Annotated in this window: 20 protein-coding genes, 1 tRNA gene and 1 pseudogene; 8 read left to right on the forward strand and 14 right to left on the reverse strand. The window is 67.8% G+C overall.

The annotated features are described in order from the left end of the window. Nucleotides 1–25: 25 nt before the first annotated feature. The 7 genes from HR086_RS24720 to HR086_RS48695 form a co-directional block, all read right to left on the reverse strand. On the reverse strand, nt 26–1,039 hold the full coding sequence (locus tag HR086_RS24720; RefSeq protein WP_174466820.1) for a phosphotransferase enzyme family protein: 1,014 nt from the start codon (nt 1,037–1,039) through the stop codon (nt 26–28). 8 nt (nt 1,040–1,047) lie between these two features. Continuing rightward, nucleotides 1,048–2,796 carry a hypothetical protein gene (locus tag HR086_RS24725; RefSeq protein WP_174466821.1) on the reverse strand — a complete coding sequence of 583 codons (1,749 nt, stop codon included), beginning with the start codon at nt 2,794–2,796 and terminating at the stop codon, nt 1,048–1,050. A gap of 6 nt (nt 2,797–2,802) precedes the next feature. Then, the gene (locus tag HR086_RS24730) at nt 2,803–4,299 is read right to left on the reverse strand and encodes a TolC family protein (protein WP_174466822.1); all 1,497 of its coding nucleotides are present in this window, start codon (nt 4,297–4,299) and stop codon (nt 2,803–2,805) included. Then, nucleotides 4,296–6,407: an ABC transporter ATP-binding protein gene (locus HR086_RS24735; protein ID WP_174466823.1), complete on the reverse strand. Its 2,112-nt coding sequence runs from the start codon at nt 6,405–6,407 to the stop codon at nt 4,296–4,298. The genes HR086_RS24730 and HR086_RS24735 overlap by 4 nt, the downstream gene beginning before the upstream one ends. After that, a complete protein-coding gene (locus HR086_RS24740; protein ID WP_174466824.1) occupies nt 6,404–9,133 on the reverse strand; it encodes an ATP-binding cassette domain-containing protein in 2,730 nt (909 codons plus the stop codon). Before HR086_RS24740 ends, HR086_RS24735 begins: the two co-directional genes overlap by 4 nt. Nucleotides 9,134–9,135: 2 nt before the next feature. Further along, nucleotides 9,136–10,353: an HlyD family secretion protein gene (locus tag HR086_RS24745; RefSeq protein WP_141645601.1), complete on the reverse strand. Its 1,218-nt coding sequence runs from the start codon at nt 10,351–10,353 to the stop codon at nt 9,136–9,138. Nucleotides 10,354–11,029: 676 nt separating this feature from the next. Further along, on the reverse strand, nt 11,030–11,389 hold the full coding sequence (locus HR086_RS48695; RefSeq protein ID WP_254625129.1) for a hypothetical protein: 360 nt from the start codon (nt 11,387–11,389) through the stop codon (nt 11,030–11,032). 1,629 nt (nt 11,390–13,018) lie between these two features. Between HR086_RS48695 and HR086_RS24755 the strand changes: the two genes are divergently transcribed. Beyond that, nucleotides 13,019–13,092 (forward strand) — tRNA-Ile (locus tag HR086_RS24755). Nucleotides 13,093–13,184: 92 nt separating this feature from the next. Here HR086_RS24755 and HR086_RS48700 read toward each other — a convergent pair. After that, entirely contained in the window at nt 13,185–13,595 is a 411-nt protein-coding gene (locus HR086_RS48700; RefSeq protein WP_254614513.1) for a hypothetical protein, read from the reverse strand. Between the two features lie 170 nt (nt 13,596–13,765). Further along, nucleotides 13,766–14,353 (reverse strand): hypothetical protein, encoded by a 588-nt coding sequence (locus HR086_RS24765; protein ID WP_174455584.1) that lies wholly within the window; start codon nt 14,351–14,353, stop codon nt 13,766–13,768. Between the two features lie 180 nt (nt 14,354–14,533). Here HR086_RS24765 and HR086_RS24770 point away from each other — a divergent pair, with 180 nt between their 5' ends. The 3 genes from HR086_RS24770 to HR086_RS24780 all read left to right on the forward strand — a co-directional run bounded on the left by HR086_RS24770 (nt 14,534) and on the right by HR086_RS24780 (nt 15,436). Continuing rightward, nucleotides 14,534–14,791, forward strand: coding sequence for a ribbon-helix-helix domain-containing protein (locus HR086_RS24770; protein ID WP_141645598.1), 258 nt, complete (start codon nt 14,534–14,536; stop codon nt 14,789–14,791). Beyond that, a complete protein-coding gene (locus HR086_RS24775) occupies nt 14,788–14,961 on the forward strand; it encodes a hypothetical protein (RefSeq protein ID WP_174455571.1) in 174 nt (57 codons plus the stop codon). Before HR086_RS24770 ends, HR086_RS24775 begins: the two co-directional genes overlap by 4 nt. Nucleotides 14,962–15,046: 85 nt before the next feature. After that, nucleotides 15,047–15,436, forward strand: coding sequence for a hypothetical protein (locus HR086_RS24780; RefSeq protein ID WP_141645597.1), 390 nt, complete (start codon nt 15,047–15,049; stop codon nt 15,434–15,436). A gap of 39 nt (nt 15,437–15,475) precedes the next feature. Here the strand turns inward: HR086_RS24780 and HR086_RS24785 are convergent, their stop codons facing one another. Genes HR086_RS24785 through HR086_RS24795 form a run of 3 tightly spaced genes read right to left on the reverse strand, consistent with a single transcriptional unit; the run spans nt 15,476 to nt 17,495 of the window. Beyond that, complete coding sequence (locus HR086_RS24785; protein ID WP_141645596.1) at nt 15,476–16,540, reverse strand: lysylphosphatidylglycerol synthase transmembrane domain-containing protein; 1,065 nt, start codon at nt 16,538–16,540, stop codon at nt 15,476–15,478. A 17-nt stretch (nt 16,541–16,557) separates the two neighbouring features. Next, entirely contained in the window at nt 16,558–17,289 is a 732-nt protein-coding gene (locus HR086_RS24790; protein ID WP_174466825.1) for a CpsB/CapC family capsule biosynthesis tyrosine phosphatase, read from the reverse strand. Further along, nucleotides 17,286–17,495 carry a DNA gyrase inhibitor YacG gene (locus tag HR086_RS24795; protein ID WP_174455586.1) on the reverse strand — a complete coding sequence of 70 codons (210 nt, stop codon included), beginning with the start codon at nt 17,493–17,495 and terminating at the stop codon, nt 17,286–17,288. The genes HR086_RS24790 and HR086_RS24795 overlap by 4 nt, the downstream gene beginning before the upstream one ends. 84 nt (nt 17,496–17,579) lie before the next feature. Between HR086_RS24795 and HR086_RS24800 the strand changes: the two genes are divergently transcribed. Next, the gene (locus HR086_RS24800; RefSeq protein ID WP_174466826.1) at nt 17,580–18,569 is read left to right on the forward strand and encodes an NAD(P)H-quinone oxidoreductase; all 990 of its coding nucleotides are present in this window, start codon (nt 17,580–17,582) and stop codon (nt 18,567–18,569) included. A 65-nt stretch (nt 18,570–18,634) separates the two neighbouring features. On the opposite strand, the gene HR086_RS24805 is transcribed toward HR086_RS24800, so the two are convergent. Then, nucleotides 18,635–19,996: a M57 family metalloprotease gene (locus HR086_RS24805; RefSeq protein WP_254626463.1), complete on the reverse strand. Its 1,362-nt coding sequence runs from the start codon at nt 19,994–19,996 to the stop codon at nt 18,635–18,637. A gap of 324 nt (nt 19,997–20,320) precedes the next feature. On the opposite strand from HR086_RS24805, the gene HR086_RS24810 reads away from it, so the two are divergent. Continuing rightward, nucleotides 20,321–20,824 (forward strand): hypothetical protein, encoded by a 504-nt coding sequence (locus HR086_RS24810; RefSeq protein ID WP_174466827.1) that lies wholly within the window; start codon nt 20,321–20,323, stop codon nt 20,822–20,824. Nucleotides 20,825–20,863: 39 nt separating this feature from the next. Here HR086_RS24810 and HR086_RS24815 read toward each other — a convergent pair whose 3' ends face one another. Further along, the gene (locus HR086_RS24815; protein WP_174455589.1) at nt 20,864–21,394 is read right to left on the reverse strand and encodes a hypothetical protein; all 531 of its coding nucleotides are present in this window, start codon (nt 21,392–21,394) and stop codon (nt 20,864–20,866) included. A gap of 389 nt (nt 21,395–21,783) precedes the next feature. On the opposite strand from HR086_RS24815, the gene HR086_RS24820 reads away from it, so the two are divergent. Beyond that, on the forward strand, nt 21,784–24,618 hold the full coding sequence (locus tag HR086_RS24820) for a serine/threonine-protein kinase (protein ID WP_174466828.1): 2,835 nt from the start codon (nt 21,784–21,786) through the stop codon (nt 24,616–24,618). An 85-nt stretch (nt 24,619–24,703) separates the two neighbouring features. After that, nucleotides 24,704–25,331 (forward strand): annotated as a pseudogene (locus tag HR086_RS24825) (hypothetical protein); the annotation flags it as partial.

Raw genomic sequence — 25,331 nt, forward strand, 5'->3', positions numbered from 1 at the left:
CCCTCCCCCTCAACAGGGCCCCGCGCTAGAAGCTCGTGAAATCAATCTGCAGGACAGGTGTGTCCGCTTCGATGTCGCGCCGGAACCGCCCCCACCGGTCGAGCGTGCTTTCGTCGAGCACTGCCGGGTCGCGATACTGGTGGAACAGCGCGTAATTCATCGAGCGCTGGAGCGCGAGCAGGTCCGGCACGGCCGCGAGCCACTCGCGATCCATCCGTCGGAGCTCCCGATACCCTTCGAGGAACGGCCCCAGGAACGCAGCGACCGCTTCGTCGCGCGACTCTCGAGCCTCGCCTCGCGCGATGTAGAAGAGGAGGACCGCGATGTCCTTGACGAACCACGCGTACTCGCAGTTGTCGAAGTCGAACGCGGTGATCTTCCCTTCGGCGAAGCAGAAGTTGTGCATGTGGAGATCGGCGTGGATCAGCCCGTAGCTCTCCGGTGTTCGCGGGAGCCGGTTCAATCGCGCGATGATCGCCGCGGTGCGCTCGCGAACGAGCTTCTCCTCGGGGGGCGCGAACCGGTCGATGTCGACCACGTCGTACTCATGCCATTCCTGGCGCTTGAGCCTGGGGCTCGAAGGCGCGTAGCTCTCTGCGCGGTTGTGGAGCCGCGCGAACAGCCGGCCCATGTCGCGGAACAGGGGGGGCTTCCAGTAGCGCTCCTTGAGCGGAGGCGCGTCGTCGAAGACGACGCCCGGCGCGCGCTCGAACGCGGTGACGACGAAGTAGCTGCCGGGCTCGCGGTCTTCGATCCGCTCCACGAACTGCCCCGAATCGGAGAGGATCGGCGATGCGACTGGAATGCGCGCGGCGGCCAGATAGCGAACGAACTCGACCTCCCCCTGCGTGTAGTCGATCGTTCGCCGCGTACTGTGCGAGATGCGCAAGATAAGGCCATCGCCGTCGTCGTTCTCCGCCTCGTAGACGAAGTTCTCGAAGGCCTGGAGCTCGGTGAGCTGCTCGGGCGACAGGCCGTACCGGCGCGCGGCCTCATCTCGAATCGGTTCGTGGAAGCGGCGGACAAGCTCTGGATGCATCGAACCCTCTAGTCCTTCAACGTGAGGCGGCTCTCACCATAGCCCAGCACGGTCGAGCCAGAATCGCTGGTGACCGAGACGCCCAGGCCGCGCGCGAGGGTCTCCGCCAACGGGGGGCCATTGCGCGGCCGCGTGAACACAGCCAGGTCCATGCCGGTCAGGGGGGAATCCGGGCGCCGGAGCCGCTCGTTCAGCATCGCTTGCTCGCGCTCGACGACGCGCAGGCATCGGCGCTCCAGGGCGAACGCGCTGGCGGCGACGTCAGCGAGCTCGCCGCGGATGGACTCCGCCACGACCTTGTCTCCCGGCAGCCCGTGCCCGAAGAGCTCCTCCAGTCGCCGCCGGCTCGAGTCCTGCTCGGCGGGCTCCAGTTTCGCCACGTCGTCCAGCGAGGTGCCCTGTGGCGTGCCGGGGAACGCCTCGCCGATGCGCGCGAACAACCAGCGGCTGAGCTTGATCTCGCGCTGGTAGGTCTCCGCGAGTGGGAAGTCGTCCCGGAGCAACGGGTAACGCGCGACATCGATCGGCGCCTCCACGAACTCCTGCAGCGCGGTGCGCGGGAGGTGTCCGGCGAACGCCGCCCGGAGCCGTTCGTGGAGCAGCCCCTGGGTCGCGCCGAGGAAGCGGACCACCGCTTCGACGCGCTGCCCGAGCAGGCCGTAATCGATCGCGGCGTCGAGATCGCCGAGGCGCGCCGCGATGTCGGGCTGGGCCTCAATCGGTGCAGGGGCCGCGCCGATCAACACCTGCATGTATTCATTGATCAGCGCCGGCGGCCCGGCGCACACGCCGTGCGGACCATTGAAGACCGCGTGACGCTCGGCATAGTCCACGATCGTTTGCACGGTGACGGGCTGCTCGGGGGCGTCGCGCACCAGGTCGTTGGTGACCAGGCGAACTCCGTCGATCAGCCGGAACATGGCCGCGAGCCCGCTGTCGAGCTCTCCGTTCGGCACCGGCTGGGTGCCCCGCACCATCACGTACCCGACCGACGCCAGCGTGCAGACGACCATCATGTGGAGTTCGCCCGCGGTGAGCACGCCCGGGGTCCGGGGCGGCATGCGCGCGAAGAAGGCCTTGCGGAACTGCTCGGTCAGCGAGAGCAGGTCCGGCCACTGACGCGCCATGGCCTTCATCGCGGTCACGTTCATCGGGAGTTCGTTCTGGTACCGGCTCCCCGCGTAGTGGCACTGCTTGCGCACGGTGGGGAGATCGAGGAACAAGGTGCGCGGTCCGACGTTGTTCTCGCCCACTTGCCGGCCGTCACCGTCGACCGCCGGATGCGCCACGCGGTAGACCGGTACGACCACCTCGAGGTTCGACAGCTCCAACGCCCGTCCGTACGCCTGTTCGGTCAGCACGGGGCAACGATTGTCGTGGGCGCTGAACGTGAGCGGCTCACGCCCGGCTGGCACCTCACCCAACCGCTCAGGGTAGGACACCGAGGTGCGGCCCGTGGGCGCATCCGAGACCCGCTTCAACACCCCCTGTTCGATCAATGCCTCGAGCAGGTCCCGCATCGTGTCCCAGGAATGGGGCGAGCCGTCCGACCACGCCATGGCGTCGGAGGCTTGAAATTGCTCGACCTGGAGCAGCTTCTCGCCCACGGGCGCGATGTCCGGCTCGTCGAAGATGAGCTCCACCTCGCCATAGAAGAGGTGCAGGACCTGCTGGCCATTCCCCGCGTCGATCCGGTCGTGCGTGAGTCGCCTTCGATGGGGAATGTAGAGAATCTCATCCGCTTGTAGCTGTGCCATGGCTTCTCACTCCCGATTCAGTGTGACTTCGCGCGACCAGGTGCCGCCGAGCGAACGATAGACCCCGACGCGATGGTTGAGCAGCAGCCGTTGCGCTTGCAGACTCGCGCGCTCCAGCCCGACCAGGTTCGTCAGGGCGGAGAGCACCGTCAGGTAGTCCGAACGCCCCTGCTCGAAGAGCCGCCTCGCCTCGTCCAGGAGCTTCCGCCCGAGCTGGACCTGCGCGCGCAGGGCGCGCAGGCTCGTCGCCCCGGTCTCCTCCTGGACCACGGCATCCTGCACCCGTCCGATCGCGGTGTTCAGCGCGAGCTGGTATTGGACGTGGCGACGGTGGAGCTGGATCGGCAGGCGCATGTGCTCGGTGAATCGCCTTCCATCGAAAAAGGCCCAGGTCAGGTTCACGCCAACGACGGACTGGTGGAGGACCGGCTCCGAGAGGCCGACCTTCGCGGCGCCCACGCTGCCCACCAGTTCGATTGTCGGAAGCCAGCTCGCCCGGTTCGCGTTGATGCGGTGCTCGACCTCGGCGACGCGCAGCTCCTGGAGCCGCATCTCCGGCGTGTTCGCGTTCAGGTCTCCTGGCGTTCCGAGTCTGGGCGGAGGCGGGAGATCGGGGAGCTGTCGCTCGAGGGGGACGATGTCGTCCGCGGGATTGGGGACCCGACCCAGCAGCGCCTTCAGCTCCGAATTCAAGAGCGCGCTCCGGGCGGAGATCAGCGGCACCTGCGCTTCGAGGTTCAGCAGCAACTGCTCCTGCTGCAGCACCGCGAGCCGGGGCGTGAGTTGCTGGTCGAACCGAGCTTGAATCAGCCGCAGCAGCTCCTTGTTGTAGTCGATCTGCCGCAGCGTGAGGTCCCGGAGCGCGCGGGCCTCGAGGATGTCGAACCAGACCTGGGCGATCCGCTGCGCGAGGTCCTGGACGCGGGCCTCGGTGAGCTGCCGCTGCTGCTCGGCGAAGTTCATTCCCGCGCTCCGCTGCGCGGCGAGGTTTCCGAACAGGTCGACCTGGTACCTCACGCCGACATCGGCGGTGGCGATGCTGTACCTGGCCCGGGTTGCCGGCGCGGGCGGAACGATGGCGACCACATGACTCAGCCCCGCCGGGTTGAGGACGCCGACCTGGAGCGGGTACCACCAACCTTGCGGCACGTTGGGGTCGAGCTGGTTCTCGTAGATCAGATCCCGCACGTCGTGCAGGACCAGGCTGTTGGCGAAGCACTCCTGGATGGCCGTGTCGAGCGCCGGATCGGCGAACGCCGACCACCAGACCTCGTCCTGGGCGACGTGCTCGGCGGGCCGCGAGGGTGCGCCCTCCTCCTTCGGCGGCCGAGGGCTTGGAGCCCCACCCTCGGGTGCGCTGGACGGTGGGGTCGGCTCGGTGCTCGGCTCGACGGAGGTCGAGTAGCTGCCTGGCGCCTGAGGCGGTGTGACGACGACGGGACGGATCAGCCCACAACCGGAGCAGGTCGTCGCGAGGAGTGCGAGCGTGAGTCGAAGGCTCATGGGTGACTGACGACCACGAGGGCTTTGGCGTGGTTGAGGACGCAGCGCTGCGCGACCCGCATGGTCTCCGGGTCGAGGGAGGCGAAGCTCTCGTCGAGGATGACCAGCTCGACCCCCTGCAGCAGCGTGCGCGCGATGTAGAGCCTGCTCTTCTCGCCGTGCGAGAGTTGCCAGCCGGTCTCGCCGATCATCTCCTCGAGGCCGGCGGGCATCTTGGCGACCAGTTCGTCCAGCCCGAGCTCCTTGCACAGCGCGGCGGCCTTGGTCCGCAGCTCGGGCGAGGTCGGCCACTCGCGCCCGAGCAGGAGGTTGTACGCGAAGCTGCCGGACAGGACGTGGTTCTCGTGGAACTGCGGCGCGGCGGTGATGCGCTTGCGCCAGCCCGAGGAGCCGAACGTCGCGCGGTCCAACGCGTGCAGCAGCATCACCCCGCCCTGCGGCGTCCTCATGCCCGTGAGCAGCGACACCAGCGTCGACTTGCCACCGCCCGATGGGCCCTCCAGCAGGATGCGGTCGCCCTGCGCTATCTGGAACGAGCAGTTCTCGAGCACCGGCCGGGTGCGCGCGTCGTGCCGGAAGGTCACGCCCCGCGCCTCGATGAGGTTTCCGCCGGCGGCGTCGGTGGGCTTGCCTCCCTCCATTTCGAGAGGGACTTTCGATTCGAGCTCGGGGCGGCCCACCGCGAGCAACAAGTCGCGGATCTGCTCGAACGACACCGCCGCCTGGGAGACCTGCTGGAAGAAGACGGAGACCTCGTCGAAGGCTCGCAGCGCGAGCAAGATGCCGCCCACGGCCACCGCCAGCGCGCTGGCATTGGCCGTACCGCTGCTGAACGTCGGCAGCAAGGTCAGCAGGGCGAGCACCAACCAGCCGTCGCGCAGGAGCGCGGTCAGCTGCATGGTCCGGCGGTCCATGACCTTCGAGATCTCGGAGTAGGAGCTCAAGCGGACGTCTTCGCCATCATGCCAGCGCTCAAGTGGGAGCTGCGCCAGCCGCGTTCGATGACCGAGCATGCGCTCGAGCAGGTCGTGGGTGATCTCGACGCGCGCGCCCGACCACGCCCGCTGGACGCCGTAGTGGCGGCGCGCGAGGACGAACGCGACCACGACCCAGAGGACGAGCACCATCGCCTGGAGCCACCCTCCCGCCCCGAGCACGAGGATGACCCCCGCCAGGACCAGGTCGACGAGCGACAACACCGCGAGCAGGGCGCCGCCGACCGCGAGCTGCTCGACGACCTCGGCCTCGGCGACGCGGCCGAAATGGCGGCCGATGCCGTCGAGCCGCACCTCGTCGGGGGTCAGCTTGAGGGTTCCCGCGAGGAGCTGCTGCTTGAGCAGCGTTCCGAGCCGGATCGAGAACACGCCCTGCCACCACACCTCGAGCATGCGCAGCGGAATCGCGCACGCGATCACGGCGATCCACCCCAGGAACCAGCCGGTCTCGAGGTGGGCCTGGAGCGCGGCGCGACCGAGCAACCAGAACGAGGCGGCCAGCACCAGCGAGAGGAGCGTGTGGCTCACGAGGATGCCGGCGACGAGCGACGGGATGTCGCCGAGCAGCGTCCGCCGGCTCGCGGTGCGCCTGGGGCGCATGATCCAGCCGGTGCGCAGCTGCGCCTGGCCGAGCCGCTGCAGCAGCATCTGGGAGCGGGCGTGCTCGCGCGCACGGGGCGACATCTCCACGCCGCCGAGCAGCTGGTCCACCTCGGCGACGGTGGCTTCCTGCTCTTCGCGCAGGAGCGCGAGCGCGCTCTTCGTCGGGACCGAAACCGCCGTGGCGTCGCGCGCGAGCAGGCGCAGCTTCCCGCGCCGCGTCCCCAGCAGCACCAGATAGGACGGGACGCCGTCTCGCCGGACCTGGAGGATGCAGGGCGCGGCGCGTTCGAGGACGTCGGGCAGCTCGCTGTAGAGCGGCGTGATTGGCTCGAGCTCCACGCCGAGTCGATCTCCGAGCGCGAACATCCAGACCCGGCTCGGCTCGACGGCCGCCGCGGGCGGAGCGATCTCACCCGCGGCCCTGCCATAGCCTTGCCTCTGCGCCAGTTGCTCCAGCGCGTCGGGCAGTCGCTCGACCGGCCACAACAGGTCGGAGTTCGAGCGCGTCATCCCACCAGCTCCAAGCCGCCCGCGGCGGGCTCCGCGACCGGCGTCTCCACGGGCTTCGGCGCCGGCCTCTCCACCAGTTGGCCGCCCGAAAGCCACCAATGGCGCCAGTGCCCACCGCCCCAGAGCAGCGTGCGATTCTCCTGGTCGGCGCGAAGGAGCACGGAGTACCGCGACTCCTTGTTCGCGAGCAGCACCTTCGGCGGCCCGTTCTCGAGGATCCGACCGTTCTCGACCACGAGCACGCGATCGAACTCCTGGGTGTGCTCGACGTCGTGGGTGACACAGAGGAGCGTGATGCCCGCCCAGAGCCGCCGGGACTCAGCGAGGAGCCGCGCGCGCCGGTCGCGATCGAGACCGCGAAAGGGCTCGTCGAGGATGGCCAGGCGCACGCCGGAGCGAAGCATCGCGCGCGCCAGGCGCACGCGCTGACCCTGGCCTCCCGAGACCAGCCCTCCGCCTTCGCCCAACGACGTCTGCAGCCCGTCTGGAAGCGCCTCGAGGATGTCGAGCATCTCGGCGCCCTTGAGCGCCCCAGACAGTGCCCAGCCGTGCGCGCCATCGTTGCCATACCGGAGGTTGTCGATGAGGCTCTGGTTCCAGAGACTGATCGCCGGATCCACCCAGGCCGTGGTGCGCCGCAGCCGCTCGACAGCGGCCTGATCGAGCACCTGCCCGTCGACCTTGATCTCGCCACGCGCCGGCCGGAGCCAGCCGAGCAAGAGGCCGACCAGCGTCGACTTGCCTGCTCCAGAGACACCGACCACGGCCACGTGCTCGCCGGGGGCGATGTTCAAGGAAACCTTGTCGAGGATGGTGTGACCGCCGCCTTTCACGCGGACCTTCTCCATCACGATCGAAACGCCGCTCGCGGCGTCCGCGGGCGCGACAGGCTCCTGCACTGGTGCCTCGGGCCGGGCTGGCGTCTCCTTGATGTCGCCGATGATGTCGAGGAGCCGGCGAACCCGGTTCATCGCATTCGGGAACGCGCGGCTCAGCACCATCAGCCGCTGGCCGAGGATGGGGAACCGCAGCGCCCAATAGACGACCAACAACACCAGCGATGCCCGCTCGGTGCCCGCGAGGTACGAATAGACAAGCAGCATGACGAGGCCGTAGCTCCCCAGCATCAGCCCGCCTTCGAACCCGACCGACAGCGTCTGGATCCAATAGCGCGCCTTGGTCCAGCTGACGAGCAAGGTCTCCTGCGCGCGGCGCAGCGACCGCTCGGCGCCGTGGATCCGGATGGGCGTGAGCCCGACGAGCGCGTTCAGGGTGAATCCACTGAGCGCGCCTGAGTGCATCTGCACGCGCAGGTCGGGCTCGAAAAGCAGCTTCTGCGCGACCAGGGGCACGATCAGCGTGACCGCCGCGAGCGCGAGCACGATGTGCCATGCATACGGTGCGGCCCAGATGAGCGCGGCGGTGATGCTCGCGACCTCGAGCGACAGGATGACGGCCTGCGCGAGCAGCTGCGGCAGCGACCGCATCGCCTGGATGTTGTGCGTGCGAGACGCCATGTCGGAGGCGAGCCGGCTCTGGAAATAGCGGTCCTCCATCTCGGGGAGCTTCTCGAAATACGCCTTCCGCAGCCGCACCTCGAGCCGGCGGCCGATGCCGAGCAATCCCAATGAAATGGGGATCTGGATGACCATGAAGCAGAGCGCGACGCCCGCGAGAACGGCCATGCCCGTCGCGCGTTGCGCGAACGTGCCGAGGTCGCGCCCCAGGTCGAGCACGCCCCGGAGCATCAGCGCTTGCAGGATCCGCCCGAAGGTGGCGAACACCAGTCCCACCGCAATCAGGCCCGGAACGACCCACGAATCTTCGCCTCGCAGGCGGAGCAGCGTTCGCGCCGGGCTCACCTGTTTGGCGACGAGCTCCGTCGCCAGGCTGCTCGCGAGCACGGCTTTCGGCGCGTCTTCGCCCGCGCTCGAAGCCTCGCGCCAACCGCGAACCCGCATCAGCACCGCGCCGGTTATCGACACCTCGCCCTCCACCTCGGGGTTGGGGCGAGCGGACCAATAGGCAGCGGGAATGGGCACTTCGCCGGAAGCGTCCTTCGCAATCATGGATTGCAGCAGACCCGCCGCCGTCCGACCTCGACGGACAGCGCCCGCGCGGATCATCGCTTCGGACGCCCGGCACGCGGCGTCGAGCCTGGCGATCGACAGATACCCGGGGTCCTCGAGCGCCCGGGCAACCAGCTCCCGCGCCTGCGTCGCACCCAGGTCCAGCAGGCGGCGCTCGAACGTCGCGACCGCCTCCTCGGACCCGGCCCATTCGCGCCAGCCGGCCGCCGGAACGGACGTGGTGTGCTGGTACAGGTGGCTCTGCAGCGTCGAAATCCGGGTCCAGTGACGGCCCGCCGCCGGGTCCATGACCTGGATGAATGGGCCGACGCGCTTCCACAGCACGACGAAGTGCGGCCGTCCTCCCGCGCTGAGCGTGACGATGATGGCGGGGAGCGCCTTGGCTTCAGGGACCACCACGTGATCGAGCGGAAGCATCACCTCCTCGGAGTCGAGCCCGAGTTGGTTCGCGACTTCATCCAAGGTGACGATCGAGGTGCCGTCGACGTCCGTCTGACACACTTCGCGAAGGACGCGATAGTTGAGCTCGACGCCCATTCCCGCGAACAGGCTCTTGAGCGAAGCGGGACCGCAGTCCGTCGCCGAGATCTGGATCACCTCGGGAATGATCGAGCGCCGGACCCTGGGAGCAGTCATGGTCAGCGGGCCTCGGCTTCGGGCTGAAACACGGTCACGGGCGGTTCTTCAGGCTGCGGATTCCATTCGCCGAGCGCCCGCATCAGCAGCGCGACAGGCGACGCCCGCGCGACCTCGACCTCCACCACCAGGGTCATGCCGTGGCGGAGCTGGATGCGCGGATCGTCCGGCGGGGCGAACTTGAGCTCGACGCGCACCGTACCGGGGATGGCCTCGGGCGTGGCGGTCTGGCCGGGCTCGGTCCCGACGGCCGTCACCCTGGCGGGGACCGTCCCGTAGATGGTGTTCGGGTAGCCGTCGAGCTTGAGGCGCGCCGTCTGGCCGGGCTGAATCAATCCGACGACCTCCTTCGGGAAACGGGCGCGCACCCGCACCTCGGCATTGCTCGCGACGATGGTTCCGACCCGCTGCCCATCGGCGATGAATGCTCCCGAGCCGAGCTCCGCCACGTCGACCAGGTGGCCCGTGGCCGGCGCCCGATACAGCTTCCGCTCAATCTGGTACTCAAGACGGTCGATGGCGCCCCGGAGCTCCCGGATCCGCCCCTCGGCGCCCAGCTCCTCGCGCTCGAGTCCGAGCAGCTGCGCGGCGAGGGCTTGACGGCGCACGTTCTGCTCGCGCTGCAGTCGGGTGAGCGCCAGGCCCTGCGCCGTCTGCGCGAAGCTGAGCGCGTCGACATCGGTCTTGCGTTCGAGCTTCTCCATCTCCGAGACCGCGCCCGTCGGGCTCTTGATGGCCAGCTCCGCGCGTTCCACCGCGAGCCGGTGCCTGGGCACGAGCTCCTGCGCCCTCCCCAGCACTTCCTTGACCGCGACCTCGTCCACCCGTGCCGTCAAAGCCGCCTCTTCGCGCTTGTTGGTGATCTGCTGGCGGATGATGGCGAGTTCCTTCTCGGTCGCGGCGAGCGTCGCCTTGCTCCTCTCGAGTTCGAGGCGCTCGGCCCGTGCGTCGAACTCGATGAGAGGGTCGCCTTCCTTGACCTGCTGGTCGAGTTTGAGCATCGAGAGCACGACCCTGCCCGCGCTGGGCGGCTCAATGCGATGGACGGCGTTGTGTGGCTCGATCCGAGCCTGTGAGCTGGCCTTGACGAGCGGGACCTTGGCGAACAGCGACCAGGCGATGAGCCCGCCAGCGCACAACACCATCAGAGCGACGAACACGAGGCGCGTGTCCGACTCGTAGCTCAGGGAACGAAGGGTCCGCTCGAAGGGATATGCCATGGTCCGCGAACCAAAGTCGCCTTAATGGTCGCGCCGTGTCAACACCTCGGCCACTGCTTTGTGATTCACGTTCCCCTTGGCTGAATATGTGCACATCGATGCGACGCGGGACTTCGCCCGCATCGCCGCAATGCGCCACACGTCTGAAGAAACTACTGTTCCTTGGTTCGATTTGACATCCAGTTTCGAGTACACGTAGCGTGTGACTAGAAAGGAGGCACGACATGAAGATCAAGCTCCACGTTCGCGGCGGCCCCAAGGCGCGCGCGTAGTCAGTCGTTTTGACGCCTGCTGTCGAAGCTGGGCGTCCCTCGTTTTCGATACCAGAGGAGGGGTTGATGGGGAGCTTCCATCAGCCCCTTCTCTCATTTCTGGCAACGTCTTGACCTTGCAGGTGCTCGTTCCCGCCAGGTTGCTCCAGAACCTCCCAGGTGCTTGAACCGAATATACCAGGGCGCGCCTGAGTGGCTGTTGTAGCAGTCTCGGGGCTTCCCAAAGTGGGGCGGCACCTCAATCCCAACTCCGCAAGTTGGGCAGGCTCGCCCGCCATTTTCTCCCTGCTCCGCCGTGTGCCGCGGCAGCATTGATGAGCAAATCGGCCTGCTTGAGCTGACTTGGCACCATCATCCTCCGACCTGCTGAGTCAGCCACCCTCGGCACGGAGGTTTTGAAGGGTTCAGGCAGCAGCGGCCACTGCTGCCTGGGCCTGGGGGTCCGCTCGCCGAAGCCTGGTGCGGGCGCGGTCTGGAGTGAAACGCCAGCGGACGCGGGCGCCCTCCTTGTTGCGCGTTCGCGCCCACCGGGCCACCTCCCGTTTCCACAGCGCCTCCTTGACCGCGACCTCGTCCACCCCTGCCGTCAAAGCCGCCTCTTCGCGCTCGTTGGCGCTCTGCTGGCGGATGACGGCGAGCTCCTTCTCGGTCGCGGCGAGCGTCGCCTTGCTCCTCTCGAGCGCGAGGCGCTCGGCCTGTGCGTCGAACTCGATGAGAAGGTCGCCCTCCTTGACCTCCTGGTCGAGGTTGGGCAGCGAGAGCACGACCCTTCCGCGCTGGGCGGCTCGATGCGATGGACGGCGTTGTGTGGCTCGATCCGGGCCTGTGAGCTGACCTCGACGAGCGGGACCTTGGCGAACAGCGACCAGGTCATGAGCCCGCCGGCGCACACCACCATCAGAGCGACAAACACGAGGCGAGTGTCCGACTCGTAGTTCAGGGAACGAAGGGTCCGCTCGAAGGGATATGCCGGGGTCCGCGAACCAAAGTCGCCTTGATGGTCGCGCCCTGTCAACACCTCGGCCACTGCTTTTGATTCAGGCTCCCATTGGCTGAATACGTGCACATCGATGCGACGCGGGGCTTCGCCCGCATCGCCGCAATGCGCCACACATCTGAAGGAACTATTGTTCCTTGGTTCGATTTGACATCCAGTTTCGAGTACACGTAGCGTTCAACTTGAAAGGAGGCACGACATGAAGATCAAGCTCCACGTCCGCGGCGGCCCGAAGGCGCGCTAGTAGTCAGTCGTTTGACGCCAGCTGTCGCATCTGGGCGTCCCTCGTTTCCGATTACCAGAGGGGGGTTGATGGGGATCTTCCATCAGCCCCTCCTCTCATTTCTGGCAACGTCTTGACCTTGCAGGTGCTCGTTCCCGCCAGGTTGCTCCAGAACCTCTCAGGTGCTTGAACCGAATATTCCAGGGCGCTTCTGGGTGGCTGTTGTAGCAGTCTCGGGGCTTCCCAAAGCGGGGTGGCACCTCAATCCCAACTCCGCAAGTCGGGCAGGTCCGCCCGCCATTTTGTCCCTGCTCCGCCGTGTGCCGCGGCAGCATTGATGAGCAAATCGGCCTGCTTGAGCTGACTTGGCACCATCATCCGCTGACCTGCTGAGTCAGCCACCCTCGGCGAGTACCTCGGCACAGAGATTTTGAAGGGTTCAGGCAGCAGCGGACGCGGGCTACCTCCCGTTTCAAGGTGGCCTTGGTGCCAATTCGCCTGTCCAGGCCTTGGCGGGTGAGCACGCTGATTTCAATCTCCACCGTGTTCAGCGTCGTAACGGCGGGCTTGCCAGGCATGGCCGGCGGGGGCGTGCGCGCTTCTCCAATCAACTGGTTGGGAGCCTCATCGAAACAGACCACCTGCTGCCAAGGCTTGAGCCTGAGGCTTCTTCTTGCGTTGGCACCAGCCTCCGTAGGCACACGCCAACTTCGTAGGTGGCGTGTAAACGAGGGCGGGCCCCTCGCCCGTTTCCAGGCGCACGACGCGCGGGGTCGCCGAGCCTGTTCCCAGAAACACCAGCAGCAACACCATGCCCCGGTGCCGCGTCATGCGCCCCTCCGCGCCATTGCTTCCGAAATCCATGGAGTAGCAGCGCGGATTGACCGCTCCGCGGCCCCCGCCGCGCGGGTCCCCAGCTTTATCTCCGGGAAGGCAAGGACCCAACACCACGAGTACGGCCGGGCTGCTCAGGCCCCAGGCGCGGCAAGGTCCTCTGTTCCTCATGCCACCAGGGAGGAAAGGACTCCCGGTCCGGCACAGAGGTCCACTTCCGGAAGGGCCCTGTACCCGCCCCGCGCTCTGAAGCCCGACGGAGGCAACATCCTGGTCGCCTGGTCGCTTCGAAGTTCTTGCGGTGACGCGACGCTCCCGATATACGGGCCCTCACTTCACGGCCAGGTAGCTCACCTGGTTAGAGCGGCGGTCTCATAATCCGCAGGTAGTCGGTTCAAGTCCGACCCTGGCCACTGCCCCGGAGTCACTTTCTGAGTGATTCCGGGGCTTTTCTTTTTTCGTGGCACTGGGACTCCCCAAGGGGCCAGCCCCACGCCGGAGCGGCTCAGGCTCGTAACCCGTGGACCCCCGCCGCACGACGACCGTGCGCGTCGCCGGGTAGGTTGAACGCGTGGCAGTTGTGGCAGGGGACCTCCTGCGTCGCGAGCCACGCCTGGACCTCGCCACCCCCGGCGTAGGCATCAATCGCCGCCAGCAGTGCCGCCCCGTCACCGGAGTCGTTCGACGACAGCAGGAGGCTCTGCGCAAGCCCCGCCCGGTTCGTCGCGATACCCTCCGTGAACGTCGGGGAGTCCTGGTACCGCATTCGAGCCACGGAAGTCGAAGAAGCGCGGATACACACCGTGTAGCTCGTGGCCGTCCCCGTGAAGGTCTCCACGGAGATGAACAGCGGCAGGCCCGACAGGCCCCATACAACCAGACACGCAACCAACAGCAACAGGTTGCAAAGCCTCATCAGTCCGCTCCAGGCGGTTGACGCAGGGAATAAACAAGAACGCGACCATCCGGCCACGAGACATGCCAATCCCGTCACACCCGCGCGAGCACCGAGTCGCTGTCGGATTGATACACCCTCGGAAAGCAGCGCCGGCCCGAACCCAGGGCCGACGCCTCACGACCTTCAGCTCAGGAGTCGTAACCCGTGTAGCCCTGCAGCACGACGACCTTGCGACTGGCCGGGTAGTACAGCACGGCATACTGGTAGAACTCGTGGCAGTTGTGGCAGGGCACTTCCTGCGTGGCAATCCATGCCTGGATTTCCCCACCGCCCGCGTAGGCATCAATGGCCGCCAGCACCGCGAGGCCATTGCCGTAGTAGTTCGAGCTCAGGAAGATGCTCTGGGACAGGCCCGCGCGGTTGGTGAAGATGCCGTCCTCGGGGAACGGAAGGCCCTGGTTCAGGTCCGCCACCTTGGCCAGCACCGCCTGGATGGTCACCGGAGTCGCGGGGCACTGCGGGGTGATGTAGGCATTGATGGTGTCCAGATAATGCCAGGCACCACTGTTGGAGCCGGCATTCCAAGCCACCCGCGCCGGCTCCAGCGACGACGCGTTGATGGCCGTCAACGACAGCGGCACCGCGGGACATACCTTCGCCAGCGACGCGGCGGACTCGTCCGCCTGCACCAGCGACACGGACTCCCGAACTCCCTCGGCGCCAGCGGAGAACGAAAAGACAGCGGCAGCGGCGACGCACACACGACGAATGTTCATCAGTTCGCTCCAGGTGAGAAGTCCGCGAATTACCACACTAATTTGAGAAAACGGATAACAAAGGTGTCACTTCCACCCCGCGTGGTCCGGGCCGTTTTGTTGACGAGTCCCCGGAGCGCCCTCCTAATGCCAGGACAGGTCGGTAGCGGCCTGTAGCAGCCACGCCAGGAGGAACCCCCGATGCAAGATGGAAACGCCAGCCCCCTGAGCCCCGAGCTTCCCGTGTCCCCGGCCGCAGCCGAGGTCTCCGTGGACGCACGTGGGCCCGAGGCCGACATCGTCTCCACCCACGTCCTGGTGCCGGAGGAGCAGGTCCAGAAGCTGCGCGAGCTGGCGCGGCGGACCCGCATCCACCAGAGCGAGTACCTCCGCGAGGCGGTGGAGGACCTGCTCGGCAAGTACGGCCGAGGCCCCGCGAAGGAAGAAGGCCAGTCGTGACGCGTCGGGCCTTCATGCAGCACGGAATGCCGCCCCGCACGCGCGAGCACCTGTCGCCCGCGCGGCTCCATGACGCGGAGACGGCGCGTGGCCCGCGCGCTCGTCCGGCCTCCGAGCGCCCCACCTCCATCCGCGACGCCATCATTCGCTGGTTGGACCAGGAGTTGTAGGACCGACACACCCGGCCCCTGTCTGGAGGCTGGCGACACGCGCGGGCTAGGCTGGCGGCATCCTTTCGCAGGAGCCCCGCACCCCATGCGCTCTCTCATCCTGACCGCCACCCTCGCCGTCGCCGCCTCCGGCTGTTCCACCACCGGTGGCTTCCAGAAGCTCTACCCCGGCATGACGGCGCGGGAAGTCGTAGATGCCATGGGCGAAGGTCCCACCCGGGCCCAGGAGTTCCCCGACAAGTCCACCGCCTGGTACTACGGCGAGGACCGCTGCGTGCTGATGCGCGACGACAAGCTCGTCTCCAAGGCGACGTCGAAGGAGCGCGTCGCGGTGGACACCCCCGTCGTCTCCATCCGGGACACCGCCAAGGCCTGGTGCGCGCCGGACGGCTACGCCGACGAGGGCCGCAGCGAGCACCAGGTCGACACGCCCTTCGGCACCATCAAGCGGAACATCGACCCGTCGGCGCCCTGAACAAGTCCAGGGCGCACTCCCGCGAGGACCTCGCGGGGCTCACGTCGTGGGAGCCGCGGCTTCGCCTTCCTTCTCCAGCTTGCCCGCGATGTCCTTGAAGGACAGGTGGCCCAGCGACATGAGGAGGATGCCGAAGCCCACCGTCTGCGCCGTCTGCGCGAACCACATCACGTTCGCGTAGGCCAGCCCGCTGGCATTCACCACGGAGGCGGGAAGGAAGAGACTCAGGCCCACCTTGCAGGCCGCCTGGAACGTCCCGACCATGCCCGGCGCCGCCGGAATCATCACTCCCACCACCAGCACGCACAGCACCACGTAGGCCTGGAAGAGCGACAGCTCCAAGGGCTGACACGCGGTGCCGGCCGCCACGCCCGAACAGTCGAAGGCGTTCGCCAGCAGCATCATCCCGAAGCCGTTCAGGCCCCAGTAGCCCAACGTGAAGAGGAAGAAGTAGACCACCTGCTTCGCGTCCGGCAGCTGCCGCATGGCGCCCACGAAGGTGTCGACGATGTCCGCCACCTTGTCGGCCAGGCCCGGAGCGAGGCGGCCCACCGTCGCGCGCACCAGGCGCACGGTGCGCTCCTGCTGCCACAGCCCGACGAGGAGGAAGAGCAGCCCCCCGCCGAACACGGCGAACATCAGCCACGAGCCCAGCTTGACGTAGCGGACCTCGGGCGTCTCGTTCGGGACGAAGAAGAGCAGCACGCGCATCGACGAGGCGACGAAGAGGCCGTCGACGATTCGCTCCAGCACCACGGACGTCATCGCCGCGCTGCGGCGGATGGAGCTGCGCTGGGCGATGAGGAAGGGCCGGGCGAACTCCCCCAGGCGGAACGGCAGCACCAGCAGCATCATGAAGCCGATGCCGGACGCCTCGTTCAGCTTGCGGAAGGGGATGCGCTCCATGCCCGACAGCAGGCTCCCCCATCGCAGCGTGCGGAACACGTGGATGGCGAGGAGGCAACCGAAGTACGGCACCAACCAGACGTAGTTGGCCGACTTCAGGCTGGCGAGTTGGGTGCCCCAATCGGTGTCCCGAAAGGCCCACCACAGGAAGAGGACGGTGACCAGCAGACTGGCTGTGAGCTTGACGGCGCGTTTCACGGCGGCCGGGTATACCGTCAGTCCTGGCCGGACTCCAGCGACTCTCCCACCAGAAGGCGAGACGGGTTGCCCCGGAGGAGGCGGCCGAATGCCTCCTCCCCTGCCCTGCCCTTGAGTTCCTCCAGTGCCCGACCGAGCCAATCCCGGGCCCCGACGGGGCCGTGGAGGTCCGTGGCGGCCACGGAATAGAGGCCGTCGTCCAGGAAGGCCCGGGCCAGCTTCTTCGCCGTCGCGCCATAGCGGCCGATGAGCGCGCCCACGTCGAGTTGGAGGTGGGCGCCCGAACGAACGGCGTCGGCCGCGCGCCCCTTGCGCTCGAACTCCCGGCACCGCTCGGGATGGGCGATGAGCGGCACCACCCCCTTCGTGCGGATGCGGAAGAGGATGTCCAGGAGCGCCGGGACGGGCGCGGTGTAGGGCAGCTCCACCAGCGTCACACGGCCCGTCCCCAGCATGCGCGCCGAGGGCGTTCCCAGGCCGCGCAAGAAGGCGTCATCCAGGATGTTCTCCGCGTTGCGGCCGAGCACCAGCGGGATTCGCTCCCGCGCCAGGGCCGCCGTCAGCTCGGCGAGCCGGGCCTCCACGACGTCGACGGGCGCGTACTCGGGGCGGGCGTGGGGGCTCGGCGCCACGGTGGAGAAGCCCAGGTCGACCAGGACGCGCGCCATCTCCAGCGCATCCTCCAGCGTGCGCGCGCCATCATCCACGGCCGGCAGCAGGTGACAGTGCAGGTCGACGAAGCCGCTCACGCATCCTCGCCCTGGCGGTCGGGGTGGCTGCCGGATGGCAGCTCATCCTCCGACTGCTCGGCCTGGCGATCGGGCATGCGGTACTCCTCCCCCAACCACCGGCCCAGGTCCACGGCGCGGCAACGCCGGGAACAGAACGGAAAGGCTGGGTTCTCCGACCGCGGAGGGGAGGGCTTCTTACAGATGGGACAGGGGGCAGTGCTCATGATGGACCTGTCCTTAGATAAGCCTTGACGCTCTCGCGAGCCAGGACGTTTCGTGCCCGCTCGTTCGAGAGGGAGGTCCGCGCCATGAAGGTCATGCGAATCACCGAACCCGGTGGCCCCGAAGTGCTCGCGGAGGAGGAGCGCCCCGAGCCCACGCCCGGCCCCGGCGAGCTGCGGGTGCGCGTCCGGGCCACCGCCCTGAACCGCGCGGACCTGCTCCAGATTCGCGGGCTCTACCCCGCCCCGCCGGACGTGCCCCCTGACGTGCCCGGCCTCGAGTACGCGGGCGAGGTGGAGGCCGTGGGTCCTCGCATGCGCCGCTTCAAGGTGGGCGACCGGGTGATGGGACTGGTGGGAGGCGGCGCCTGGGCGCAGCAACTGCTCACGTACGAGCGCGAGGCCCTGCCGATGCCAGAGGGGATGGACTTCGCGGACGCGGCGGCGCTGCCCGAGGCCTACCTCACCGCGTACGACGCGCTGGTGCTCCAGGGAGGCTTGAAGCCCGGCGAGACGGTGCTCGTACACGCGGTGGCCAGCGGCGTGGGTTCCGCGGCGGCGCTGCTGTGCCAGGCCATGGGTGCGCGCGTGGTGGGCACGGGACGCAACGCGGCCAAGCTGGCGCGAGCCTCCGAGTGGGGCGTGGCGCGCACGGTGCTGTGCGAATCCTCGCCCCCCAGCTTCGCGGACGCCGTGCGCGAGGAGACCGGAGGCCGGGGCGCGGACCTGTGCCTGGACCTGGTGGGAGGAGACTACGTCCCGGAGTCGCTCCAGGCCCTGGCCCCTCGGGGGCGGATGATGCTGGTGGGGCTGGTGGCCGGGATGCACACGGACCTGAACCTGGGGCTGCTGTTGACCAAACGTCTCACCATGACGGGCACGGTGCTGCGCAGTCGCCCCATGGAGGAGAAGATGGCCCTGGCGCAGAGCGCGGAGCGCCACCTGCTTCCCCTGTTCCGCTCCGGCGCGTTGCGAGCCGTGGTGGACGCGGTGCTGCCCAAGGCGGAGCTGCGTCAGGGATTGGAGCGCATGGCGCGCAACGACTCGGTGGGCAAGCTGGTCGTGCGCTGGGAGTGACGGGCCAGCGCGGGACGGCCGGGTTGTCCTGGCCGCCCCGCTCCTGGAAGGTCGTGGCGCTCAGGTCAGGGAGGCCCGAGGCGGCCCACGCGGATTCGCCCGTCCGCCGTGGCATAGAACCGCCCGCCACCGACGGAGTCCCACAGGGTCCCGCCGCTGTAGGGATTGTTGTTGTCGACGGCGATGGTGAGCGGCTGGGTCCCCGTGCCAAAGGCAACCGTATAGGTGCTCAGGGCCGGCATGGACACCCCCGCGAAGGTGGCCCGGTACCAGGTGTAGGCCGCGCCGAAGGGGCTGCACTGGACTCCCGTGTTGAAGACAGACGTAGCGACTCCCGCCACGGCGCCGGCGAAGCCATTGCCCACGCGAATGTGCGCGGCCGTCGGCGCCGCCCCCGCGGCGAAACAGCCCTCCGCGAAGTTCGTCTGCACGTCGATGGGGAAGTAGAACGATTGGGCCACCTGGGCCGTCACCGACACGTTGTGGGTGTGCGTCGCGGGCACGGAGCGGTCCACGTTGGCGTTCGTATGCCAGCCGTAGAGGAGGGCGGCGCCCGCGGCGTCCGGATAGGTGATGTTGAGCGTGGAGGTCGTCACGCCGTTGCACCAGGGATAGTGCATCGTCGAGTTGACGTCATAGAGCGTAAGGGCGCGCCAGTTGTTGTCCTCGAAGCAGGGACTGGGGTTCCGCGTGTGCTCATGACGGAAACCCAGGATGTGCCCCAGCTCGTGGATGAGCACCGTGGCCGTCGTCACGTTGGGCGAACTGGGCGGCGCGGGGTCCAGTCCGGCGATGTTGATGACCAGCGTGCGCGCCACACAGCCACCTCCGGAGGGGAAGAAGGCACACGCGCCGCTGCCCGTCCAAGGCTGCACGGAGAACGTCACCGCGAGGTTGGCATTGGTGCAGTTCGCATCCTGGCTCGCGTCATAGATGAACTGGACGTCCGCGACGAACCGCCAGGTCGCCGCCGCGTTCGCCATCTCATTGACCATGCGCGCCTTGTTCGTGCCAAACGCATTGCTCACGCAGTAGCGCAGGTTGAAACGTGAAGCCCAGGGCCAGATGTCGTCCAACCCACCCACCGTGTTGACGATGAGCGGTGACGTCCGAGTCCCCAGCGGCTCCGGGGCTCCTCGCTCCCCCGAGTCCTCCGCCTTCACATACCGGTCATAACGCTCACGGAGCGCCTCCAGCGACACACCCAGGTCCCACTCGACGATGTAGTGCTCCTTGCCATCCACCACCTGCCGGGCGCTGCGCTGGTACTCCTCCCATGACACCACGCCTCGCGCGGACTCCCCCGCCGGCGGTGAGGCCGACGGTCCTCCGGCGTCCCCCGTCGCCGACCCACACGACCACAGCAACGGAATGACCAACAGCCCCCACCCCATGAACCTCGGCGCTGCACCTCGGACTGGCGTCATGATTGCTCCTCTTTGGAATTGCGTGTCTGGGTACGGCCATATGCAGACTCGCACCTGACAACCACTCGCGGTCAATCGTGGAACGCCTCTATTCCCTCACGTCTTGGATTGTCAGTTCCGTTGGCGTGGCCTTTTGGCGTGACCGATGGAATCCCGTGACACATCAACGCGCTGCATCAGTAACGGAGGCGTCACGCCCCCCGCCCACGAGACTCCACGCACGGTGCTTGACGGCGTCACGCGCGGCGACTTATCTGAAGACTGAATCAACCCTCAACTCACGGATTCGCCGCACACGTGCGGCCCGGGAAGGCAACGCGCGACATGGGACACCTTCGGCATGGCATGGTCATCGGCTTGGCGCTGCTCGCGGGATGTGGAGGCCTGGAGAGCACGGAGGCAGGAGTGCAGCGCCCCGAGGACACCGGCACCGTCGAGGCCGCCGTCTACGAGTCACCTGACAGTCTGGCGGGGCTGGTGGGCACCTACTCCCGCACGTGGCCCCTCGCGGCGCCGGAGGAACTGCTCACGATGACGCTGACCGGCACTGAGTACGCCGACCGCGTGGAGGGCAGCTACGTGCGCACGGTGAGCCGCACCTGCCCCGTGCTGGGCTGCAACACGGAGACCGCCAGCTTCTACGCGCTCCCCAACAACCCCGCCATCGGCTCGTTCATCGCCTTCAGGGACCTGGCTGGGGAGACGCGTGACGTCTATTCCATCAGCCAGATCCAGCGCAGCCTCTTCACGGGGAAGATCACCGGCATCGTCCTCCAGAAGGGCGTCAATGGCTCACAGCCCTTCACGATGACGCGCGTGGGTTTCTGACCCGCCTGGGGCGCCCGGACCTCGGACCCGGGCGCTCCTTCAATCCCAGCCGTACCAATACTTCTTCACGGGGTTGTACGAGTACTTCCAGAAGACGATGGTGTAGCAGGTGATGCCGTAGTCGTCTGGTCCCTTGCGGTAATAGCCGCCATCCGAGAGTCCCTGCCTCACCGCGGGTTCGCTCTCCAGCTCGCACGACGGCGCCTTCGACAGGTGCGCTGGAATCAGCTCCGCCACCGCCTCGGGGTACTGCCCCTTCTCGGCGTGATAGGCGTCCAGCGCCGCGATGAGCGGGGCGAACTCCTCCTCGACTCGATCAAATCGCCAGGACATCCCGCGCACCATGCCCGCGCCCGCGAGCGCGACGCCGCCCAGCAGGTAGGCCAGGGTGACGAAGTTCACCGACCTCCGTGCGGGCAGCACCGCGAGGACCAGCGTCACAAGCAGCAGCAGCCCTCCCCCCAGCGCCAGCAACGGCACGAAGAGGGCCGCGTTGAACGAGAGGTGCCCCAGCGCCGTCATCATCGCCGCGCCCACCAACACCAGGACGGGCACGAGCCAACGTGTCATTCCCTCACCGTAGCAGGCGGGCATGACAAGGTGTCGCGCAGTCGATACCCCACCCCACCTCCCGTCCCGAGGCCTGTTTCCGCCCGGGGCGCACGCGCACGCCCAAGCGCCGCTCACACGACACAGCCCTGCCCTCGCGTTCACATAGGCAAGCAGGCAAGTGTGCTCAAGATTGGCAACGAGAGCTTTCTCCGGAAAGTCCGTCCTCCCCTTCTAGAGCTCTCGTCAACGGCTGGCATCAGTCTCCCCGCGAACAGGGACCCGGTTGCGGTCTCGTCCCTGTCGGACCAGCCCTCATCGAGATTCGCTGAAGCACGGCCCGCACCCTTCGCGGGGGCGATGGGCCGCTCGCGCTTTCCCGAGGCCCCCCTGCCTCACCGAGTACCCCTATGAAGCCAGAACCCTCTTCATCCGCCCGCAGTGCGCCCCATCCCCATGCCCCACTGCCCGGAAGCCTCGGAGCCTTTGGCCCGGGCACTCGCATCCAGCACTACGAGCTGATTCGACAGCTCGGCAGCGGAGGCATGGGGACCGTCTTCCTGGCGCGCGACACCCGGCTCGGCCGCCGCGTCGCCATCAAGCTGCTGCACACGCAGGACGCGCAGTTCGCCCGCCGCTTCATCCTCGAGGCCCGCACCACCGCCCGGTGCAGCCACGAGAACATCGTCATCATCTACGAAGTCGGTGAAGCCAACGGCAGCCCGTACATGGTGCTGGAGTACCTGCAGGGCCAGCCGCTCGACAAGCTCCTCAAGAGCAGCCCGCGCCTGCCGCCCTCGCGCGCCGTGGAGCTGATGTCGCCCGTCCTCCGCGCCCTCTCCTGCGCGCACACGCACAAGATCGTCCACCGGGACCTCAAGCCGGAGAACATCATCGTGACGGACTCCGGCACCATCAAGGTGCTGGACTTCGGCATCGCGAAGGTGCTCCAGGGCGATGAGCACCGCGGCGAGACGGACCCGCGCGCGCTCCTGGAGGGACTGCGACTGCTACCTGTTCCGGGGACCCGGAATGAGTCGCTTCACCTGACGCGCCAGGGCGCGCTGCTCGGAACGCTGGCGTACATGTCCCCCGAGCAGTGGGGCAACGGCATCCCCGTCGACCACCGCACCGACATCTGGGCTGTCGGCATCATGCTGTTCCGGATGCTGGCGGGCCGCCATCCGCTGGAGCCCCTGCGGGGTCCCCAGTTGATGGTCACCGCGCTGCTCAACGAGCCCATGCCGACCCTCCGGGCCGTGGTTCCGGATGTCCCCGTGGAGCTCGCCTCCGTCGTCGACCGGTGCCTGCTCAAGCACAAGGAGCAGCGCTTCCCGGATGCACTCGCGGTGCTGCGGGCCCTGGAGCCATTCCTCCCCGGTCGGTTCGTCCACGAGGCGGGGCTCGACGAGAGTCCCTATGCGGGCCTCGGCTCGTTCCAGGAGGCGGACTCGGCGCGGTTCTTCGGCCGCGCACGGGAGACCGCCGCGCTCGTCAACCGGCTCCAGGACCAGCCCCTGCTCGCGGTCGTCGGCCCATCGGGTGCGGGCAAGTCGTCCTTCGTTCGCGCGGGACTGGTGCCGGTGCTCAAGCGGACCGGCATCCCCTGGGAGTCGCTCATCATCCGCCCGGGGAGAGATCCGCTCGGGGCGCTGGCCAGCATGGTGGCTCCGCTCGTCACGTCGTCGCCCACGCTGGAGGAAGACCTCCGGAAGCAGCAGCAGATCACCGCGCACCTGCGACTGGAGCCAGGCTACGTGGGAGCCGTCCTGCGAGCCCGCGCCCGACGCGAGCGCCGGCGCATCGTGTTGTTCATCGACCAGTTCGAGGAGCTCTACACGCTGGTGCCCGATGCGCGGGAGCGTCGCGCCTTCACGGCCTGCCTGTCTGGAATCGCCGACGACGCCACCTCTCCCATCCGCGTCGTCCTCTCGTTGCGCTCCGACTTCCTGGACCGGGTATCGGAGGACGAGCGCTTCATGGCGGAGCTGTCTCCAGGGTTGTTCTTCCTGGCGGCGCCCCAGAAGGACGGCCTGCGTGACGCACTCGTGCAGCCCGCGGAGATGGCGGGCTATCGCTTCGAGTCCCCTGAGATGGTGACCGAGATGCTCCAGCACCTGGAGACGACACCCGGCGCCCTGCCCTTGCTCCAGTTCGCGGCCACCCGGCTGTGGGAGGCGAGAGACCCGTCGCGCCGGATGTTGACGGAGAGCGCCTTCCAGCAGCTCGGCGGAATCGCGGGGGCGCTGGCCACGCATGCGGACAGCGTGCTCGCGGGCATGTCATCGCAGGAGCGGGCCCTGGCCCGGGCAATCTTCCTGCGGCTCGTCACGTCCGAGCGCACGCGCGCGATTGTCTCGTTGGAGGAGCTGCGAGAGCTGACCCTGGACGCGGAGGAGCTTCAGCGGCTCATCGACAGCCTGGTCCAGGCGCGACTGCTCGTCATCCAGACGGGGAACAAGGCCACGGGCGCGTCGGTGGAGCTGGTCCACGAGTCACTCATCTCCGGCTGGCCCACGCTGCGCAGGTGGCTCGAGGAGGGCCAGGAGGACTCGGCGTTCCTGGAGCAACTGCGAAACGCGGCCCGACAATGGCAGGCAAAGGCTCGGGACAGCGGACTGCTCTGGCGCGGCGAGATGGCGGACGAGGCTCGGAGATTCCAGCGGCGAAATCGGGGAGAGCTGCCGCTGTTGCAGCGGGCGTTCCTGGACGCGGTGTTGGCGCAGGCGACTCGGATGGCTCGCCTCAAACGCGGGTTCGTCGTTGGCGCGGCGACGTTGGTGACGCTGTTGTTCGCGGCGGCGGCGGTGGCGCTGGTGTTCATCCGCGAGGCGAAACAGGAGGCGGAGCACCAGGCCATCATCGCGTTGCGCGCGGAGGCCTCGGCTCGAAACGCGGAGTTCCTGGCGAAGCGTTCCGCGGCGGAGGCCGAGGAGCGACTGGCGGAGGTCCAGGCCAAGGAACTGGACCGCCAGGAAGCGGAGCTTCGCGCGCTCGAGGCCAACGCCCAGGTCGAATCGACCAACGACGAGCTGTTGAAGAAGAACGCCGAGCTGGTCAAGGCCGTGCAGCGGGCGCGATGGGCTCAGTACCTCGCGAACCAGGCGCTGCGCGGGGCCGAGCAGAGCGCTCAGCAGGCGCGACTCGCGCGCGCGGAGGCGGAACGACTGCTCCAACGCGAGCAGGAGCGGACGTTGCGCATCCAATCCACGCTCGGAAGTTCCTTCATCGAAACCCTGAGGTAAGGCACCCATGACAGCCATTCAGAGAGGCGGCTCGCGTGGACGCGGGCTGGCCGTGGTGTTGATGTGTCTATGCGCGAGCGCTTCCATGGCGCAGCGTGTGGACAAGCCGTTGGACGTGGGCGGAGACCGCCCCTGGGCCCTGGGCGTGCCCCGGGATGAGCAGCAGGCCGCCCAGGCGCTCTTCTTCGAGGGGAATGAGCGCCTGCGAGAGTCGGTCTTCGTCGAGGCGAGTCGGAACTACCGCCGGGCCTTGCGGCATTGGAACCACCCGGCGATTCACTACAACCTGGCGCTGGCGTTGATGAACCTCGACCAGCCCATCGAGGTCCACAAGCACCTGAAGGCGGCGATGGGCCATGGACCCGAGCCGCTCGATGCCGGCAGATACGAGCACGCCCGCTCCTACAACGCACTGCTCGAGAAGCAGCTTGCGTGGGTGGACGTGCGGTGTGACCAGGAGGGCGCCGTCGTGACGTTGAACGGGCAGGCGCTGTTCACGGCGCCTGGGAGATATCAGGCGCTCATCCGGCCCGGTGTGCACAGCATCGTCGCCTTCAAGGATGGGTATCTGCCGACGGAGAAACGTCAGCCATTGCTGCCCGGCGAGAAGGCCGAGCTGGACCTGGAGCTGTTCACGGAGGACGAGGTCATCCGTTATCGGCGCCGATGGTCGGCGTGGATTCCGTGGACGGTGCTGGGCGTGGGGGTGGTGG

This window comes from Myxococcus sp. CA039A, assembly GCF_013336645.1.
Taxonomy (GTDB): Bacteria; Myxococcota; Myxococcia; order Myxococcales; family Myxococcaceae; genus Myxococcus; species Myxococcus llanfairpwllgwyngyllgogerychwyrndrobwllllantysiliogogogochensis.